General features: G+C 60.2%; 13 protein-coding genes and 1 riboswitch. Of the genes, 7 read left to right on the top strand and 6 right to left on the bottom strand.

Annotated features, from left to right (window positions below; all coding sequences use genetic code 11):
* Positions 1-129: 129 nt before the first annotated feature.
* Both argA and lysC read left to right on the top strand, forming a co-directional pair.
* Positions 130-1,458, top strand: coding sequence for an amino-acid N-acetyltransferase (gene argA / locus BN1120_RS05255; protein ID WP_041215931.1), 1,329 nt, complete (start codon positions 130-132; stop codon positions 1,456-1,458).
* Positions 1,459-1,567: 109 nt separating this feature from the next.
* Positions 1,568-1,793: riboswitch (Lysine riboswitch) on the top strand.
* Between the two features lie 87 nt (positions 1,794-1,880).
* On the top strand, positions 1,881-3,233 hold the full coding sequence (gene lysC, locus BN1120_RS05250) for a lysine-sensitive aspartokinase 3 (protein ID WP_041215403.1): 1,353 nt from the start codon (positions 1,881-1,883) through the stop codon (positions 3,231-3,233).
* Between the two features lie 114 nt (positions 3,234-3,347).
* Here lysC and BN1120_RS05245 read toward each other — a convergent pair whose 3' ends face one another.
* The gene (locus BN1120_RS05245; protein ID WP_010674362.1) at positions 3,348-4,442 is read right to left on the bottom strand and encodes a protein kinase family protein; all 1,095 of its coding nucleotides are present in this window, start codon (positions 4,440-4,442) and stop codon (positions 3,348-3,350) included.
* A 251-nt stretch (positions 4,443-4,693) separates the two neighbouring features.
* Between BN1120_RS05245 and BN1120_RS05240 the strand changes: the two genes are divergently transcribed.
* The 5 genes from BN1120_RS05240 (at position 4,694) to BN1120_RS21945 (ending at position 11,955) form a co-directional block, all read left to right on the top strand.
* Complete coding sequence (locus BN1120_RS05240; protein WP_042015043.1) at positions 4,694-6,964, top strand: LTA synthase family protein; 2,271 nt, start codon at positions 4,694-4,696, stop codon at positions 6,962-6,964.
* Positions 6,965-7,818: 854 nt separating this feature from the next.
* The gene (locus BN1120_RS05235) at positions 7,819-8,508 is read left to right on the top strand and encodes a Cap15 family cyclic dinucleotide receptor domain-containing protein (protein WP_042015045.1); all 690 of its coding nucleotides are present in this window, start codon (positions 7,819-7,821) and stop codon (positions 8,506-8,508) included.
* Between the two features lie 205 nt (positions 8,509-8,713).
* The gene (locus tag BN1120_RS05230) at positions 8,714-9,856 is read left to right on the top strand and encodes a CBASS cGAMP synthase (protein WP_042015042.1); all 1,143 of its coding nucleotides are present in this window, start codon (positions 8,714-8,716) and stop codon (positions 9,854-9,856) included.
* 6 nt (positions 9,857-9,862) lie between these two features.
* Entirely contained in the window at positions 9,863-11,476 is a 1,614-nt protein-coding gene (locus tag BN1120_RS20630) for a ThiF family adenylyltransferase (RefSeq protein WP_080767899.1), read from the top strand.
* A complete protein-coding gene (locus tag BN1120_RS21945; RefSeq protein ID WP_080767898.1) occupies positions 11,464-11,955 on the top strand; it encodes a Mov34/MPN/PAD-1 family protein in 492 nt (163 codons plus the stop codon). Before BN1120_RS20630 ends, BN1120_RS21945 begins: the two co-directional genes overlap by 13 nt.
* A gap of 171 nt (positions 11,956-12,126) precedes the next feature.
* Here the strand turns inward: BN1120_RS21945 and BN1120_RS05225 are convergent, their stop codons facing one another.
* The 5 genes from BN1120_RS05225 to BN1120_RS05205 all read right to left on the bottom strand — a co-directional run.
* Positions 12,127-12,444 carry a heavy metal-binding domain-containing protein gene (locus BN1120_RS05225; RefSeq protein WP_010674360.1) on the bottom strand — a complete coding sequence of 106 codons (318 nt, stop codon included), beginning with the start codon at positions 12,442-12,444 and terminating at the stop codon, positions 12,127-12,129.
* 366 nt (positions 12,445-12,810) lie between these two features.
* Complete coding sequence (locus BN1120_RS05220; RefSeq protein WP_042015040.1) at positions 12,811-14,103, bottom strand: NAD(P)/FAD-dependent oxidoreductase; 1,293 nt, start codon at positions 14,101-14,103, stop codon at positions 12,811-12,813.
* Between the two features lie 74 nt (positions 14,104-14,177).
* Entirely contained in the window at positions 14,178-14,717 is a 540-nt protein-coding gene (gene ycfP, locus BN1120_RS05215; RefSeq protein ID WP_005331594.1) for an alpha/beta hydrolase YcfP, read from the bottom strand.
* 184 nt (positions 14,718-14,901) lie between these two features.
* Complete coding sequence (locus BN1120_RS05210) at positions 14,902-16,710, bottom strand: M3 family oligoendopeptidase (RefSeq protein ID WP_042015039.1); 1,809 nt, start codon at positions 16,708-16,710, stop codon at positions 14,902-14,904.
* Between the two features lie 78 nt (positions 16,711-16,788).
* On the bottom strand, positions 16,789-18,060 hold a 1,272-nt coding region (locus tag BN1120_RS05205), incomplete at its 5' end, for a M3 family metallopeptidase (protein WP_042015038.1).

Genomic DNA, 18,060 nt, shown 5'->3' with positions numbered 1-18,060 from the left:
GCGTCTTCCCCTCCCCACCCGCACTGGTCAAAATGGCGACAAAAAAACACCAAGCCGATATTTAGTCTTGATTTGTGAATTTATTTTCATATATTGGGCGAATTGCTGCTTTTTTATGGAATGAAACACGTGCGTGAACGCGAACCCAGCCTGGTCCATGCCTTTCGGCAATCCACCCCCTATGTCAATGTGCACCGGGGTGCCACCTTCGTCCTGATGATCGGCGGGGAAGCCATTTGTCACCCCAATTTCGCCAACATCGTCAGCGACATCGCCCTGCTGCAGACCTTGGGGATCCGCCTGGTACTGGTATTTGGTTCGCGTCCGCAAAATGACGAGGCCCTGGCCCGTGCCGGCATCCAGGCCCAGTATCACAAGCGGATCCGGGTCACCGACGATGCCAGTTTCGCCATCATCAAGCAGGTGTGCGGCGGTCTGCAATACGACATCACCGCCCAGCTCTCCATGGGCCTCGCCAACACCCCCATGCAGGGGGCCCGCATCAGCGTGGTGAGCGGCAACTTCGTCACCGCCCAGCCGCTGGGTGTGGATGACGGCATCGACTTCTGCCACAGCGGCCGGGTGCGTCGCATCGATGTGGAGGGGATCACCCGCCAGCTGGATCAGCACGGCCTGGTGCTCATCTCCCCCATCGGCTGCTCGGTCACCGGCGAGAGCTTCAACCTGAGCTCGGAAGAGGTGGCCCGCCGGGTGGCGGTGGATCTCAAAGCCGACAAGCTCATCTGCTTCAGCAGCACCCAGGGGGTCATGGACAGGCACGGGGAAGCCATCTCCGAGCTCTTCCCCGAGCAGGCCGAAGAGCTGCTGGTGGCGCTGGAGCAAGCGGGGGAAGAGATGTCAGGCACCGCCCGCTACCTGCGCGCGGCCATCGCCTCCTGCCGGGGTGGCGTGCCCCGCTCCCACCTGGTGAGCTATCAGGACGACGGCGCCATGCTGCAGGAGCTGTTCAGCCGCGAGGGGCTGGGTACCCAGATCGTGCGCGAAAGCGCCGAGCGGGCGAGGGCCGCCACCATTGAGGACATCGGCGGCATCCTGGATCTCATCCGTCCGCTGGAGGAGGAAGGGATCCTGGTGCGCCGCTCCCGGGAGCAGCTGGAGATGGAGATAGACAAGTTCACCATCATCGAGCGGGACGGCCTCATCATCGGCTGCGCGGCGCTCTACTGCTTCATGGAAGAAGCCATGGCCGAGATGGCCTGCGTCGCCATCCACCCGGAGTATCGCAACTCCAACCGAGGAGACACCCTGATCGCCAAGGTGGCCGAGCGGGCCAAGCGGCTCGGCATCCGTCGCCTGTTCGTGCTCACCACCCGCTCCATCCACTGGTTCCGGGAGCGGGGCTTCGATCCCCTGGAAGTCGAAGATCTGCCGGTGGAGCGCCAGCGCTTCTACAACTGGCAGCGTCGCTCCAAGGTTTTGTCCAAGACCATTTCGTAACTGATTGATCTTGTGCCTGGTTACCGTCAATTTTGTTCTTTTTTACGAACTCGATTGACAGTGCAATCCAGACCAAGGTATTTGTACATGCACGCCACCTGTCACAGGTGGCACCAGAAGAGGAGCGCTGCCCAGGCAGCCCAAGGGAGGACACCAGTGTCCGGTGAACTTGGGTCAGGGGGAGCAGCGCCGAGACGAGGCGAGTGACTGGACACCGCCACGTCGGCTGCGGGGGCTGAATCCCCCGGGTTGTCATCGGTAGTGGTCATCCCACACCGCGCCCCACCTTGGGGCGGGTACGGGATGGGCTCTGCAGGTGGAGTGCTTCTGGCCGGGATCCTCGCGTTTTCCTGCCATTTTTTGCCTCCTCCTCTCTATTTGCCCGATGAAACCGGATTTTCACCTTGAGACAGGAGTATGCAATGAACCCGATCAATGTCGCCAAGTTTGGCGGAACCAGCGTCGCCAATGCCGCGGCCATGAACCACTGCGCCGACGTGGTGCTGGCCAATCCGGCGACCCGGGTGGTGGTGCTGAGCGCCAGCGCCGGCGTCACCAACCTGCTGGTGAGCCTGGCTCAAGGTGAACTGGACGAAGCCGGACAGGATGCCCAGCTTGCCAGGCTTGCCGACATCCAGCTGGCCATTCTGGCCGCCCTTGGCAACCCGAGCGACGTGAGCGCCCTCATCCATGCCCAGCTCGGCGACATTCGCACCATGGCCCGCCAGGCCAGTCAGCACACCGACGCCGAACTCGCCGATCGCCTCATCGCCTGTGGCGAGCTGATGTCCACCCGTCTCTTTACCGAACTCCTGCACCAGCGCGGGGTCAAGGCCCAGTGGCAGGATGCGCGCCAACTGCTGCGCACCGACAGCCGCTTTGGCAAGGCCACCGTGGATCTCGCGGCAACCCGCGCCCTCTGCCAGCAGGCGGTGGGCCCGTTGCTGGGTGACAGCCTGGTCATCACCCAGGGCTTCATCGGTGCCGACGGCGATGGCCGCACCACCACCCTCGGCCGTGGCGGCTCCGACTACAGCGCGGCCCTCCTGGCCGAGGCCCTGGACGCAGGCAGCATCGAGATCTGGACCGACGTGCCCGGCATCTACACCACGGATCCCCGCCTGGTTACCCGCGCCCGCCCCATCCCCGAAATCAGCTTCGTGGAGGCGGCGGAGATGGCCACCTTCGGCGCCAAGGTGCTGCACCCGGCCACCCTGCAACCCGCGCTGCGCCAGGACATCCCGGTGTTCGTGGGCTCCGCCAGGGATCCCGCCGCCGGTGGTACCTGGATCCGCGCCACCACCCGCAGCAACCCGCTGTTCCGGGCCGTGGCCCTGCGCCGCCAGCAGGTGCTGGTGACCCTGCACAGCCTCAACATGTTCCACGCCTACGGCTTCCTGGCCGAGGTGTTCGGCATCCTGGCCCGTCACCGCATCTCGGTGGATCTCATCACCACCTCCGAGGTGAGCGTCTCCCTGACCCTGGATCACACCGGCAGCCAGAGCAACGGCGAACCCATCCTGAACGACAAGGTGCTGGCGGAGCTCGGCCAGCTGTGCAAGGTGGAAGTGGAGACCGGCTTCGCCCTTGTGGCGCTCATCGGCAACCGCATGAGCGAGGCGGCCGGGGTGGGCAGCCAGGTGTTCGACGCCATCCGCGAGCACAACATCCGGATGATCTGCTACGGCGCCAGCGCCCACAACCTCTGCTTCCTGGTCAAAGAGGACGAGGCGGGCCACATCGTCAACTGCCTGCACCGGGAACTGCTCGACTGAGTCGCCCCGGCGCTGGCACACAACGAGCCTCCTCCGCCCCATCACCCGGGGCGGCCTTCCCCACTCAGCAAAGAGGGGCGCCGCGGCGCCCCTCTTGTCACTCTTCTTCCACCATCAGCTGGTGACCAGGGTGGCCCGGGTGGGCAGCAGATTGGCCCGGATCTGCTCGCGCAGCCCTCCCAGCCGTTGCAGCAACCCGGCCTGACCGAGCCCCGCTTCGTCAGGGGCCAGATTGTCCACCAGGGCCGGGAAGTGCTCCCGTACCGCCTGCTCCAGCCAGTCGAGGCGGCGCAGGGTGAGCGGGCCGCAGCTCTTGCCGCTGAGGTCGTCCAGGATGTCGAGCCGATGGCTGCGGTACATGTCGCGCCACCAGTTGGCCGCCAGCGCCTCGTCGCTTGCCAGCGCCGCACTCCACTCCCCCACCAGTCCCTGCATCCGCGCCAGCACGGGGGCGCTCGCCCCCTCCCGCGACAGGTATTGCAGCTCTCCCCTGGCCCAGGCGAGGCAGAGCTCGCGCCAGCGGCGAAACAGCGGTAAGGGATCCGCCTCGTCCAGCCAGAGCCCGGAAAGGGTGCGGGTTTCCAGCCGCTCAGGCACGTGGAAGTCGGGATCGGTGAGGCCGTTGGAGTTGAACTCGTGCAGGGGATCGAAGGGCCACATGTAGCCAAAATCGAACACCGAGATATGCTGGCCGTCATCCAGCAGGTTGCCCGGGCTCGGATCCCAGTCAAACCAGCCCCAGCGGGCCAGCTCCGCCTCCACCGCCAGCATCTGCGCCAGGTTGCGCTCGCAGAGCGTGCGCACCGGCTCCCCCCGCAGCCAGGGGGAGACCAGCACCCCGGCCCGGGCGGAGCCGAAACTGGTGCAGACCACGTTGGAGAGGATGGTGGGATGCAGCTCCCGCAGGCTCTCTATCTCCCGACGCCGCTCCAGCTCGGTGAGAAAGGCGGTCTTGCCGTCCACATTGGCCACCAGAGAGTCCTGGCGGCAGCGTTTCAGGCACCAGTGGTGCCCCTCCACCTTGAGATGGAACACCTCGGCGGTGAGCCCGTGACCGTAGACCTTGACGACGTCCGGGTGATCCTCGGTCAGCCGGACGAGCTGGGGCAGCGGCAGGGGGCAGTCCCGCTCCCGCCCGATCCGGATCTCTTCTTTGCTCTCCAGCATCTGGAGCAATCTGGCCTGACGCGCCGCAACTTTGGGATTCATACATGTACCTCCAACCGTTACTGAGAGACTAAACAGCGCCCCCCTCCCAGACCAGCGGCAAAGGCTCATGATGACGCTTTCATCACAGAATGAGTGCCCCTGGCGGATCGGGATCACAAATTGCTTCACAGTGCTCATCACGGAATATTCATCTTGTTGTCATTAAATTGACATCAAGGAACAAGCCACGCACCATCGGGTCAAAATAGAGGCAGTCGTCGCTGCCATGACCGCTCCAAGGATGAGCCCTTATGAATGCCCCCGTCACCGGCCACCGCCCCGCCTCCCAGCCCCTGGCCGGGCTGTTGCTGGGTCTGCTGACCGCCCTGCTGCTGCTGACCCTCGCCCTGCCGCTGCTCAACCCCGGCAGCTGGCTCGGGCGTGCCGCCCCCCTCATTCTGGGCCCGGCGGATCAGCCCATCGCGACCCTCAATCGCTACAGCCTGCTCTACAAAAGTGACAACCGGGGCTTCTATCTGGTGGTGCGCAGCCAGTGGCAACTGCTCAAACCCCTGCAGGAGGGGGACAAGGTGCGGGTGGAGCTGCTCAACGACAAAGGGGTGCGCATCGATCAGCTGAGCCAGGCGGTGGACAAGCGCCAGAAGTGCCGCAAGGAGCGCTGCACCCTGAGCCTCAACAGCGCCCTGCGCGCTCCCGACGACGCCCTGGACAGCCGCTACCAGCTGCGCATCGGGCTGCTGCTGGCAGACAGGCCGGAGAGCGCCGAATACAGCCAGATCCTCCAGACCCTGCCGGAGCGCGGTTTCAACCTCCTCTACCTGATGACCAGCCTGCTGCTGGTGCTGCTGGTGAGCGCCGCCGTGCTCAAGGCCCTGCTGCCGCGGCTGCGCCGAAGCTACCGCGCCCGGGTGGCAGGCAGCCTGCTGCTCGGCAACCTCACCTTCGTGCTGCTGCACGGCTTCGTGGTGTTCAAGCTGGGGGAATTCCTGTTCTGGTCGGGCTTTCGGCCCGAGCACTACTACCTCGCCTGGGGCAGCATGGTGCTGGGCTGGAGCCTCTGCGCCCTCGCGGGCTTCAGTCTCTATATGGGGCTGCTCTTCACCGCCCTCTCAGGCATCGGGCTGCTCGCCAACTTCATGAAGATCGCCATCTACGGGGTGCCGCTGGGGGGGGACGATCTGGGCAACCTGCTGGCCCTGCTGCACATCCTGCTCGATCAGCACCCTGTGGTGCCGGTGCTCGTCGTGCTGGGGCTCCTCTTTCTGGTGTGGCGCTTCGCCCTCTCCCGCTGGATCCTGCGGGGCTTGCTGCGCACCGCCGCCGCCACCGCCGCCTTCTTCGCCCTCTGCGTGTTCGCCACCCAGACCGGCAACAAGCTGCTTGGGGCCAACATCCGCTACGTGGACAGGGCGGTGAACTACCACAGGGACATCATCCGCGCCGGCCCCGGCCTCTACCTGTTCAACCTGGTGGACGAGATGCTGCAAAGCGGCAACGTGTTTCGCTACCCCTTGCAGATCAACGAGCGCACCCCGGAGCTGAGCCTGCCCGCCCAGCCCAGGGCTCCCCGCTTCGAGCTGGTGATCGTGCTGCAATACGAGTCACTCTGGCTTGACTGGCAGGGCCGTCTCTGCGCCCCCGCCCCCACCTTGAGCCTGCCCGCCAGCGTGGCCCAATGGCGCAAGACCATCCACTCCCCCACCACGGGCGGCATGACGGTGCTGGCGGAGTTCGAGATGAACACCGGCCTGCCGGTGGGCCTGCTCAAACAGGGGGTGGTGCCCTACTACTACCTCTCGGACAAGGTGCCCGGCCTTGCGCGCAGCGCAGCCCAAAGCGGCTACCAGACCCTGTTCGCCCACCCCTATGTGGAGAAGTTCTGGGGCCGTGCCAAGGCGATCCCGGCCCTCGGCTACCAGGAGCGCTGGTTCGATACCCGCTTCACCGCCCTCGAGCACAAGGGGCTCTACATCTCCGACGATGCCCTCATCGATCACCTGCTCAAACGCAGCAACCAGGACGATCAGCCCCTGTTCGCCTACGCGGTCACCATGCAGGGGCACGGCCCCTTCGACGGGGATCGCTACCGGGCCCAGCAGCGCAGCGGCGCCTGCCCGGATCAGAGCCCGGCGGATACCCAGTTGCTCAACACCTACTACACCGGGGTGGTGGATGCCATGGCCTCCCTGGAGCGGCTGCTCAAGACCCTGGACAGCTCCGGCAAGCGCTACCTGGTGGTGGCCTTCGGGGACCACCAGCCCTTCTTGATGTCGGCGGGCAAGGGTATCCACGGCGCCAAACCGCCACGGGATGCCAGCTACCAGATCCCCATGATGGCCTTCACCCGGGCCGGGGACGGGCTGGATCTCGCCCGCCAGTTCGACCCGGTGCGCCAGCTCTACCAGATGGGCCAGGCCACAAGGCAACTGCTGGCGGGGGACTTCACCCCCATCGAGGACAAGCCCCTGCTCCACCCTGTGCTTGGGGAGGAGAAAGGCTTTGACCCCTCCCCCCTGGTGCCGCAGATCCGCGCCAGCTTCCGGCCCAATGCATTGCCCTGATCGATTGAGACACGAGGGACACAGATCCTTGCAACACCTTCCGGCCCGATGCCCTGCCCTGATCCGCAGCGAAGTAGCAGACGACAAAGAGGTCGCCCGGGCGACCTCTTTTTATGGGCGGGATGCGAGTACAGTGCCGCCTGCACCTCGCCATGTTCGTCCCGACCTGGGCTCTACGACCCCTGACAGGTCATTTTTTGTTTAGATATATCAAACGATAACTCATTATCGAATAGCAAAATTGAACAACTTTGCCGACCTTCAGGCCCTGTGCCCCCCCATGTTCCCGCACCTTCTCCGGGCCGGGCCATTTTCTCCCTCATTCCCGGCCAGCCCAGAATCATCGGAGCGTTCGATACGTTCAGGCCTTGAGCCACACTCACTTGCGCCCAGACTACCCACGCACTCGAAAAACGTCTCAAAACTCTCAAAGCCTTTGATGGTGCCGACTACAGAGAGAACAATATCTAAAATACACATGGACTAGTATTCTCTCGAAAATCTCTGAAAATGTGCACCATAAATTTTATGGTGTAACAGTTATTCGAGAGGTAGAGGAATCCCTTTTGTAGCATTTTGACAACAAGCTCACCCACTTAGACTAAGAATGCTAAGAGTATTGGTTCTTTGAACTGCTGTTCCGCAGGCATTCCTTGCGGCTTGTACCAAGCAAGCACCTTATGGCTAGATACGATCCCCTAATCTCGGACTCAGTGACTTGTTTGACCTCTTCGACTTTGAATGTTTAGGGATATGATTGACGAGTTACAACACATCCAATAGTGACCTCATTTCAAAATATTGAGGTGCCTAGGGAACTAGCGGCGATTCAGTTCAGCTATGCAGAGGCAGACATGTATCAGGTTATCGGGTTGACGGGGACTCTTAAGTGGTTCGGTATCTCATGTGTTCTGGTGTTCATCTTGTTGCACTTAGGAAACATTACTGAATTCTTAGATCTTGGAATGGCGCCGACAGCGTTGTTCGATGGAGCCTCCAAAATGTTCAAAGAGGCATGCAAGGCTGCTGCGATTGTTGGGGTAATCACCTACTTGCTAGGGCAGACATGCATATTTCCATGGATTTGCAAGATACCAGGAATACGTAACTGGTTTCCTCCAATCGACGGCGAGTGGCAAGTCACTTCGCACTCGAATTGGAGTCGGCTTGCCAACGGTGGTGGTGATAAAGATGCTGACTTGCATATCACCTACGGTAAGGTAAAGATAATTTCTCGCTTCTTCAGTGTGCACATGACTTTTGTATCAGATGACGCCTATTCAGAATCACGTACTGTACACATATCTGTTCAGCGAAGCCCACACTTGGGAACAACACAGCTCAACTATATCTACGAGAATTTTACTCTCATCCCAAAGGCAACTGACACGAACCTTCACAATGGCGCGGCAAGACTTTACATCACAGATAACCAAGGTGAACTGACAATGGTTGGAACCTACTTTACTGACCGTAAGTGGACAGAGGGTTTGAATACCGCAGGTAAAGTGACCTTTACTCGGTTACCGAAGCATAAGGGCTAACGCTGCCAAGACACCATATATAGATGTACCACATCACCATTGCACTACATGTTGTGCCGTGGCAATATTATCCCGTGTGCTGCTCCATGTAGGAAGAGTCAGCCTGTCAGTTCGTTCAGATAGTAGTTGGCGAAGGCCTCTAGGTTGCATCGGTGTGATGCATAAAACCATAGATACAACACCCCAAAAATGATCGGGAATCTCTATGCCAAATTTCAGTTCGCTGTTGTACACCACCACCCAAGAACGTTGCTTCCTGAACGAGCTTGACCTCACTACTTCCGAATACGAGAGTATCGACTCTGCGCGAAAGCTTATCCGTGACACTCTGAAAGCTCAGTTGCCTAGCGTGCTTAAAGAAAAAGGGTTTCAGGGAAATATGAGGGAACCACGTTTCTTCATCCAAGGATCCCGAGCTTACAAAACCCTGAACCGCCCATGTATAACCCCACCACAGCAGTCAGACATCGACGATGGTGTCTACCTGCCAATGACCACAATCCAAGAAGAAGAGCGGCCTAGCTTGGCTATCGAGACCTTCTTTGAAGCCGTGGTCGAAGTTCTTGAGCCATTGGCAGATAAACAGGGGTGGAAAATTAGCCAAAAGGATACCTGTGTGCGAGCAGTTATCTCAGATGCTGCCCATATTGATTTGCCTCTTTACGCAATTCCTGATGCTCAGTTCGTACTTCTGAAAGCTATGATGGAGAGTCGGGGATGCGAAAGTTTGAAGGACGTAGCCATGGATGCGTCAAATGATAACTGGTCAGCGTTACCTTCAGATAAAATTCTTTTAGCCCATAAAACAGAAGGTTGGATAGAATCTGACCCGCGGGCTATGAAATCTTGGTTCGTACAACAAGTAAGCGACAAGGGCGAACAACTCCGCCGAGTAGTCCGTTATATAAAAGCCTTTCGCGATTTTCAATGGCCTACTCGAGGGCCGAGTTCAATCCTACTCATGGCAGCTTCTTGCCCTCTGTTCAAACAGTTCGATCGTCGAGATGATATTGCTCTCCTAGAAGTGGTGAAAGGTATTCCTAAAGCGTTGCAAGAAGGTGTGCTCAATCCTGTCGATTCAACTAAATACTTGACCGGAGCCCTCAGCCGCGAAGAGATCCAAGACGCAGTTGAGCGCTTCACAATTTTTGCTGAGCAGCTAGAAGAAGCCATCAATAGCATGGAGAGTATCCACGCGTGTAAGTGTATGACAGCAACACTGGGAAAACGTTTCCCCAATGAGCCTGATCGTATGAAGGTCAGTAATGAAGAACTTCCTGCGGCTATAGCGTCATATCTTCCGGAACGTGGTCCATCTGAAAAGATACAACGCACCAAGGCAGGCTGAGTGTACATGGGCGTATTCCCTGAACTGATCTCGCTGCTCCAAGCGAAAGGCTTTTTCTACAGTGACAAGCAGCCAGTTTCTGGTTGGCTGACTCTCACTGGTTCCTTAAATACCCGCTTTGGACCTGTTGAATGTGAAGTGCTGATTGATCGCACCCATCAAACTCACCCACAAGTTAGATTGCTAAAAATACCCTCACAACTTCAGCCAATTGCCCCTCATGTCACAGCAGGGGGGCATTTTTGCTACGTTGCAGCAAGTACAGAGGTGGTCGATATCTTTGATCCCATAGGGTTCACACTCTTGTCACTTGATCGCGCAGCTTATGTCCTCGATCGGATCATGGCTAAAGAAATGCTTGAAGATCTCGAGGAAGAGTTTTTCGCTTACTGGATAAGTGATCAATGGTGTTTAAGTGACGTCCAGCGTCAAGACTCCGGAGCATTACAACTACTTGGGCTTCAACGAAAGGGGGTGATGTTCCTAACCGATGATGTTAATCGTAGTGCAGGAAAAATCCAAAGCCTTGGTGGCCAAATTAAAAAACGAAGCGCTACAGTCGCGATGATCGTAACGAAAGTAAAACCCAGACCGTCATTGCAAGTATGGCCACCAGAAACTCTCTCTGATATTTTGCATTGGCAACAAATGCTTGACAGAACATGTTGCAGAAAAATAAAAAAGCACATTATTAAAGCTTATCGCTCTGGCTACGATGCGCAACTTATTATCATCGAATCACCAAGTATGCCCTACGGTTTTTTAGTCACAGACCTACAGGAGCATAAAGAGTCGGCCATTACTCGACTATCTCGCGAGCGAATTTATGATCGGCCTATCAAGCGTCTTATGATAGCGAAAATAGATGATCGATACCTCGCACAACGGAATGTCCCAGACACTCGATCTTTAGCTGGAAAAAAAATAGCCCTGGTGGGGTGTGGAACAATTGGCGGATACTTAGCCGAAATGCTGATCAAATCAGGCGCTGGCACCATAGGGGGAAAATTGACGCTGGTTGACAGTGAGATACTCCTGCCTAACAACTTGGGACGCCACCGATTGGGCTTTAATCGTTTATTCCAGAACAAAGCCGTGGCCTTATGTGATGAATTCAAGCTCATCATGCCATCTGCTAACACTATCGCTCATCCTGTGGATGTTAGAGAGACCAACCTTGCTGATTATGACTTACTGATTGATGCTACAGGAGAAGAAGCAATAGGGCACTGGTTGTCAGCTAAGTACGGAAAGTTGATGCCTATGCTGCATGCTTGGATTGAAGGTGCGGGAGTCGCAGTTCGGACTTTGATGCGAAAAAAGGAAGGAGAATGTTGTTATCGATGCCTTAGTGGGCATACACAACACGGTAATTATCTTTCCGTTCAAGGAGGGTTTGCACCAGTATTCTCAGGTCATGGATGTGAGGGATTATTCGTTCCATTTCCGGCCTCAGTATCTGTGCAAGCAGCCAGTCTTGCCATTGATGCTACCTTAGCCTGGGCCAATGAAACGCCTTGGCCTGCTTTGTCTACACGTGTAATTAGCCGGGAGCATATTGCTGCCGGTGAAGATTGCTGCCCGCCAGTGCTTAAAGGGTGCCCTGCATGCCGTTCGTAAAAACCTGGGCTGTTGCGACCTCTGGCCAACTTGTTCATATCGGGCCACAGCCGATCGAGGTTTTCTCACGCCACATCCAAGAGCGCGGGGATGCAAGAGAGGCAGGCGGCATCTTGCTAGGCCATGTCCGAGGCCCACACCTTGAAATAATCAAGGCATCAGAGCCAACATTCAGGGATCGACGTTTCCGCTTCCTATTCGAACGACAGGTCTATCACCATGATTCGTTTGCAAAACGCTGTTGGCTCGAAAGTGGCGGGACGATTCGCTATATTGGCGAGTGGCATACTCATCCTGAAGACTATCCAATCCCTTCACTCCTAGATACAGCAGAGTGGAAAGCGCTTGCAGCAAATCGATCTGATGGACGAGCGTTAATGGCTCTAATCGTTGGGTGCCGTGACTTGCATCTTGAATATATGCATGCAGATGGTGAACGGCTATTTTTGAGACATGCAACCGAGGCGGAGTGTCGGTAACAGGTGATAACTAGATCTGTACACCCCTTTTCGAGATATCAATAGTGTGAGGGTGTATTTTTGCTTTTTCGTGTGGGGGTACCACCTTTGCGCGTCACACCCAACAAAAAGCCGACCTCGGGGTCGGCTTGTGACGGGGCGTTTGGCCATGCAGGGCCGGACGCTGGCGGGCTAGATCACCACGGCGGTGCCGCTGATGCTGACCATCAGCATGCTGCCGTTCTGGCCCACCACCTCGTAGTCGATGTCGATGCCCACCACGGCGTTGGCCCCCAGCGCCTGGGCACGCTCCTTGAGCTCCTCGAAGGCGATCTCCCGGGCCCGGGCCAGCTCTTTTTCGTAGGCGCCGGAGCGACCGCCGATGATGTCGCGGATGCCGGCGAACAGATCCTTGAAGATGTTGGCGCCGAGGATGGCTTCGCCCACGACGATGCCACGGTACTCGCGAATGGTCTTGCCTTCCAGGGTGGGGGTGGTTGAGAGGATCATGAGGTCTCCTGTGAGTTGGGCTGAGTGCGCGAAGCACCGTTGCCGTCATGGTAGCAAGGTGTTGGCCAAAGCATAAGCCCGGCGTGGCCAGGGGCTTCAAGCACAGCGCCCGCCAGGTTCCCATACGGCCTGTGTCGTGCCACTTACCGCCGCAAAGCGACCTTGGGCACCGGTGCTGGGGAGAGGGCTTCCGGGCCACGATGAAAGCGGGGCCTTGATGATGCAGACACGACGGCAGCTGCACCGGCCCTCTACTTCTTCGCCCTCAACTACGGCAGACGTTTCTAGCGTCACCCTGCGTCGGCCATAAAAAAAGGAGAGGCAAGCCTCTCCTTTTTGATGTTCGCAGCGGCAGCCGCCATGCACTCAGTGCAGCTTCATGCTCGGGCGCAGCACCCGGTTGATGCGGCCCACCAGCATGATGAGGCCGGTCTTGATGTAGCCGTGCAGGGCGACCTGGTGCATCCGGTAGAGGGAGATGTAGACCAGGCGCGCGATGTAGCCTTCTACCATCATGGAGCCGCGCATCAGGTTGCCCATCAGGCTGCCCACGGTGGAGAAGCGGCTCAAGGAGACCAGGGAGCCGTGATCGTGGTAACGGTAGGGCTTCATCTCGCCGCCGTTCATCTTGGCCAGGATGTTCTTGAACGCCTGGGTCGCCATCTGGTGGGCGGACTGGGCGCGGGGCGGCACGAACTTGCCGTCCGGCTGCGGGCAGGCGGCGCAGTCGCCGATGACGAAGATGTTCTCGTCCCGGGTGGTCTGCAGGGTCTCGTGGACCACCAGCTGGTTGATGCGGTTGGTTTCCAGGCCCGCGATCTCCTTCATGAAGTCCGGCGCCTTGATGCCCGCGGCCCACACCATGAGGTCTGCTTCAATCAGCTCCCCATCCTTGGTGTGCAGACCATCGCTGGTCGCCTCGGTGATCATGGTGGCGGTACGCACGTCCACGCCCAGTTTCACCAGCTCCTGATGGGCGGAGCCGCTGATGCGCTCCGGCAGGGCCGGCAGGATACGGGGGCCCGCTTCCACCAGGGTCACCTTGAGGCTGTCGGTGGTGAGGTTCTTGAAGCCGTAGGCGTAGAGCTGCTCCACCGCGTTGTAGAGCTCGGCGGAGAGTTCGACGCCGGTGGCGCCGCCGCCGACGATGGCGATCTTCACCTTGTCACCGGGCTGGTATTCGGTGGCGAACTGCAGGAAGCGGTTCATCATGCTGTTGTAGAAGCGGTGCGCCTGGGAGGGGCTGTCCAGGAAGATGCAGTGATCCTTGATGCCCTTGGTGTTGAAGTCGTTGGAGACGGAGCCGATGGCCATCACCAGGATGTCGTAAGCCACTTCCCGCTCGTTGACCACCAGGGCGCCGCTCTCGTCGTGGATCGGCGCCAGCACGATGCGTTTCTCGTCGCGCTTGATGTCGGTCAGGCTGCCGAGCTGGAATTCAAAGCCGTGGTTCTTGGCGTGGGACTGGTAGCTCAGGGCGTCGATGCCCGCATCCATGGAGCCGGTGGCCACTTCGTGCAGCAGGGGTTTCCACAGGTGGGTGCGATTGCGATCCACCAGGGTGATCCTGGCCTTGTTCTTCTTGCCCAGCTTGCGGCCCAGGCTGGTCGCAAGCTCGAGACCACCGGCGCCACCGCCTACAACGACAATATTCATCATGATGATTTTCCTTGGTTCCTCAAAACGAAAGGGAGCCATTGGCTCCCTAAAACGAAATCGGTTGACGTGATGGCTCAGGCTTCTTTGAAGGCCTTCATCCGTTGCAGATGGTGCGAGATGTTCTTGAACTTATGGGTCTCGCGCTCATCCCATACGATGTCGTAATAGTTCTTCAATTCACGTTCAGTGTCCCGATTATCGCGGATTTCATCCTGAACGGAAAGGATGCACAGGCAGTTTCCTGAATTTTTATTACGAAATTCGGTTACACACTTGGTGCCGATGTCCTCGTACTCCTCCGGCCTGTCGATCTTGCCCTGCATGTTCTCTTCCGGGTGCAGATTGGGGTTGAAGACCACCTGCTTGATGCCGCACAGAAACCCGATCCGCTCGCTCCAGTAGCCACCCAGGCCCACGCCGCAGATGAGGGGTTTGGGATCGGTGCTCATGTCGAGCTGCTTCTTCACTTCCTTGAGCAGGTGGCTCATGTCGTGGCGGGGGTGAACCGTGCTGTAGTGCACGAAACGCACATCATCATCGATAAACTGCAACTGCAGCACTTTTTCATGATTGCCGGGGCTGGTGGCATCAAAGCCATGCAGATAGATGATCATGGACAAGACCTCAAAAACTGTGTCGGTTCTATCGAAACTACCCCAGCGACAGGGCCTTGCGCCACCAAAACATCCCACTTTCTTGCTTTGGATCACGCCCCTTCGGGCCACCGAACCGCGCGCCGGTGCCGCTGTGGCAGCGCCATGCCCCGGCGGGACATGGCGCAAACCGGGTCTGGCGAGGTTAACTGCCGCACTGGGCGAAGCGCGCCACCGCCGCTTCCACCAGGGCCAGGCTCCCCTGCCAGAAGGCGGGTTCGCGAATGTCCTGCCCCAAATGCCGTTCGACCAGTTCTTCGGCGCTCATGCGACCTGTGTCTCGCAGCAGAGCGCGGTAGGCCTTCGCCACCCCCGCCTCCCCTGCGGCCTGGCGGCTCATCAGCTGCTGATAGACCCCGAGGCTGAACAGATAGCCAAAGAGGTAGGGGTAGTTGTAAAAACCGAAGCCCGCGATGGAGAAGTGCGCTTTGGCGGCCCAGAACAAGGGGTGATAGCGGTCAAGGCTCTGCTCGTACCAGCGCCCCCAGGCCTCGTCGGTGAGCCCCTTGAGCCGGGCCGACGACACATAGCCCTGCTCGCGCTCGGCCACCAGGGCCCGCTCGAAGTCGAAGCGGGCCGGGATGTTGACCAGGAAGGTGGCGGCGCCGTCGGCATCCGCCCAGGCGATGGCCAGACGCTCCTCGGCGCTTCGGGCCTGCTCGTAGAGGGCGCTGCGCACCAGGGTCTCGGCGAAGATGGAGGCGGTCTCCGCGAGGGTCATGGGGTAGCTGCGCTGGCTCATGGGCAAGTCGCGGATGAGCCAGTTGTGCCAGGCGTGACCGAGCTCGTGGGCCAGCGTGATGACGTTGTCCATGGTGCCCGCATAGGTGATGAAGACCCGCGGCTCCACCGGCTCGGCAAACTTGGTGCAATAGGCCCCGGTGCGCCGGTTGGGGGTGGGGGCGGCATCAATCCAGCCGCGCTCGGCCATCATGCGGGCAAAGTCCCCCATCTCGGGGTCAAAGCGCGCGAAGGCCTGGGCGATGATGTCGACCGCCTCCTCGAAGGGGATCTCCCGGCGGCTGGCGGCAGGGGGCGGCGCAAAGAGATCCTCCGGCCCCAGCACCTCGAGGCCGAGGTGACCGGCCATCAGCCCCAGGGCCCGCTGGCCCAGATGGCGGGCCTGCCAGGTCTCCGCCATCAGGGTATCCAGGGTCGCCCGCTCGATGTGGCTCTGGTGGCAGGAGAGATCCAGGGCATCGAGGCGCCGGTGTTTGCCGCGCTGGCGCGAGAGCTCCAGGCGCCAGCCGTTGAGGGCGTTGAGGATGGCCGCCACCGTCTCCTGCTCCCCTTCCCAGCCCGCGCTGATGGCATCGAAGGCCTCTTTGCGCAGGGCCCGATCCGGGTTGGAGAGCAGGTTGCTCGCCTCCGCCAGCCCCATCTCGCGACCCGCGATCACCAGCCTTATCTTGCCCACCAGATCGTTGTAGAGGTTGCCCCAGGCGTGCAGGCCGTCGGTGCCAAGGCCGATGACCAGCTGCTCCGCCTCCACCGGCAGCCGCTGATCCTGCAGGCGGCGCTCGTGGCGCAGCCGGTACCCCTCCTCCCCGAGCAGGGGGTCGGCCATCAGCTGTTCAAACTCAGGCGCAGGCAGCCCCAGCATCAGATCTTCGATGGGGGCAAGCGTCTTGAACAGATCCGCATTGAGGGCACGGGCCCGGGAGGCAACCTGCTTGGCGAGGGGATCCCGGGCGTCCTGGCTCCCCTTGCAGGCGGCCAGCACGGCGATGTTCCAGCCGATGTCGCGAATGCGCCGGGCCCGCAGGCGTACCTCCCTGAGGAAGTCCTGCAAGGCGCCTGGGGTGCGCGGAACCTGGGCCAGTCCCTCGATAAAACCGCTCAGCTCGGCCAGGCTGGCGCGGGCCAGGCTCATATCCGCCTCGAGGACACAGCTGTCGAGGGAGGGGTAGATGTGATCATTTTGCCACTGCTGTGGATAGACTCGTTGTTGCATCGAACGCTCATCGTCAGGGACGGGCCTGGCCCGTCGTGAAATCCAGGTGGCCAGAGCCACCACCTTCGCGGGCAGGCATCACACCAGCCGCTCGAGGCGCACCACCGCCTCTTCCACATAGCGCAGGCTCTCCTGCCAGAACCCGGGTTCGCGGATGTCGACCCCCAGGTGCTTCTCCACCAGGGCCTCGGCGCTCATGCGGCCGGTATCTCGCAGCAGGGCGCGATAAGCGGGCACAAACTCGCCCCCGGCCCGCGCATGCTGGGCATAGAGCCCCAGGCTGAAGAGATAGCCAAACAGATAGGGGTAGTTGTAGAACCCGGACTCGGCGATGGAGAAGTGGCCCTTGCTGGCCCAGAACAGCTCGTCATACTGGCTGAGGGCGTCACCATAGCACTGCTGCTGCGCCGATTTCATCATCTCCCGCATCTGGCTCGCCCCCACGTAACCCGCCTCCCGCGCCGTCACCAGGGCGTGCTCGAAGGCAAAGCGGGCGGGGATGTCGAGCAGCAGGCTCGCGGCCCGCTCCCCGTCCAGCCAGGCGATGGCCCGGCGCTGCTCCACCTTGTCGGTGGCGGCCAGCAGGGCATCGCGCACCAGGATCTCGGCAAAGAGGGAGGCGGTCTCCGCCAGCGTCTTGGGGTAGCCCCGCTGCTCGAAGGGAAGATCCCGCAGCAACCAGCTGTGCCAGGCGTGGCCGAGCTCATGGGCCAGGGTGATGACGTTGTCCATGGTCCCCTCGAAGGTGAGGAAGACCCTTGGCTCGGGCGGATCGGCATACTCGGTGCAATAGGCGCCGCTTCGCCTGTGCTCGCTCGGGGCCGCATCGATCCACCCCTTGTCGGCCATCATGCGGACAAACGCCCCCATCTCGGGGTCGAAGGCGGCAAAGGCCTCCATCACCAGATTCAGCGCCTGCTCGAAGCCGAACTTGCCGTGCACGGCCTGGGGCGCCGGGGCAAAGAGATCCCAGGGGGCGAAGTCGGTGATCTGCTGGGCACAGGCCATGGCCCGCAAGGCGCGGCGCCCGAGTTCCCTGTGCTCCCCGGCCGCCGCCATCAGGGTCTCCAGGGTCGCGCCCGTGATGTGCTCCTGATGGCAGGTGACCTCGAGGGCATCCAGCCTGCGCCCCTTGCCGCGCTGGCGGCCGAGCTCGTTGCGCCAGCCGTTGATGGCGTTGAGAATGGCGGCCACCGTCTCCTGCTCCGCCTCCCAGGCGCCCTGGATGGCGTGCCAGGCACTGGCGCGCCGTGCCCTGTCCGGGTGGGCGAGCAGGTTGTCCGCCTGGGCAAGCCCCATGGGCACCCCCTCCACCACCGGCAGCAGCCGCCCCACCAGGTTGTCGTAGAG

The sequence above is a fragment of the Aeromonas caviae genome, assembly GCF_000819785.1.
Classification (GTDB): Bacteria; Pseudomonadota; Gammaproteobacteria; order Enterobacterales; family Aeromonadaceae; genus Aeromonas; species Aeromonas caviae.
Note: the sequence above shows the minus strand (reverse complement) of the source record. Positions and strands in the feature narration are given on the sequence as shown.

Excerpts from the sequence above, each read along its gene's own strand:
- BN1120_RS05235 (WP_042015045.1), top strand. The coding sequence starts at position 7,819 with ATGTATCAGGTTATCGGGTTGACGGGGACTCTTAAGTGGTTCGGTATC.
- BN1120_RS05240 (WP_042015043.1), top strand. The coding sequence starts at position 4,694 with ATGAATGCCCCCGTCACCGGCCACCGCCCCGCCTCCCAGCCCCTGGCC.
- BN1120_RS05225 (WP_010674360.1), bottom strand. The coding sequence starts at position 12,444 with ATGATCCTCTCAACCACCCCCACCCTGGAAGGCAAGACCATTCGCGAG.
- BN1120_RS21945 (WP_080767898.1), top strand. The coding sequence starts at position 11,464 with ATGCCGTTCGTAAAAACCTGGGCTGTTGCGACCTCTGGCCAACTTGTT.
- BN1120_RS05230 (WP_042015042.1), top strand. The coding sequence starts at position 8,714 with ATGCCAAATTTCAGTTCGCTGTTGTACACCACCACCCAAGAACGTTGC.
- lysC (WP_041215403.1), top strand. The coding sequence starts at position 1,881 with ATGAACCCGATCAATGTCGCCAAGTTTGGCGGAACCAGCGTCGCCAAT.
- BN1120_RS20630 (WP_080767899.1), top strand. The coding sequence starts at position 9,863 with ATGGGCGTATTCCCTGAACTGATCTCGCTGCTCCAAGCGAAAGGCTTT.
- BN1120_RS05220 (WP_042015040.1), bottom strand. The coding sequence starts at position 14,103 with ATGATGAATATTGTCGTTGTAGGCGGTGGCGCCGGTGGTCTCGAGCTT.
- BN1120_RS05210 (WP_042015039.1), bottom strand. The coding sequence starts at position 16,710 with ATGCAACAACGAGTCTATCCACAGCAGTGGCAAAATGATCACATCTAC.
- ycfP (WP_005331594.1), bottom strand. The coding sequence starts at position 14,717 with ATGATCATCTATCTGCATGGCTTTGATGCCACCAGCCCCGGCAATCAT.
- BN1120_RS05245 (WP_010674362.1), bottom strand. The coding sequence starts at position 4,442 with ATGAATCCCAAAGTTGCGGCGCGTCAGGCCAGATTGCTCCAGATGCTG.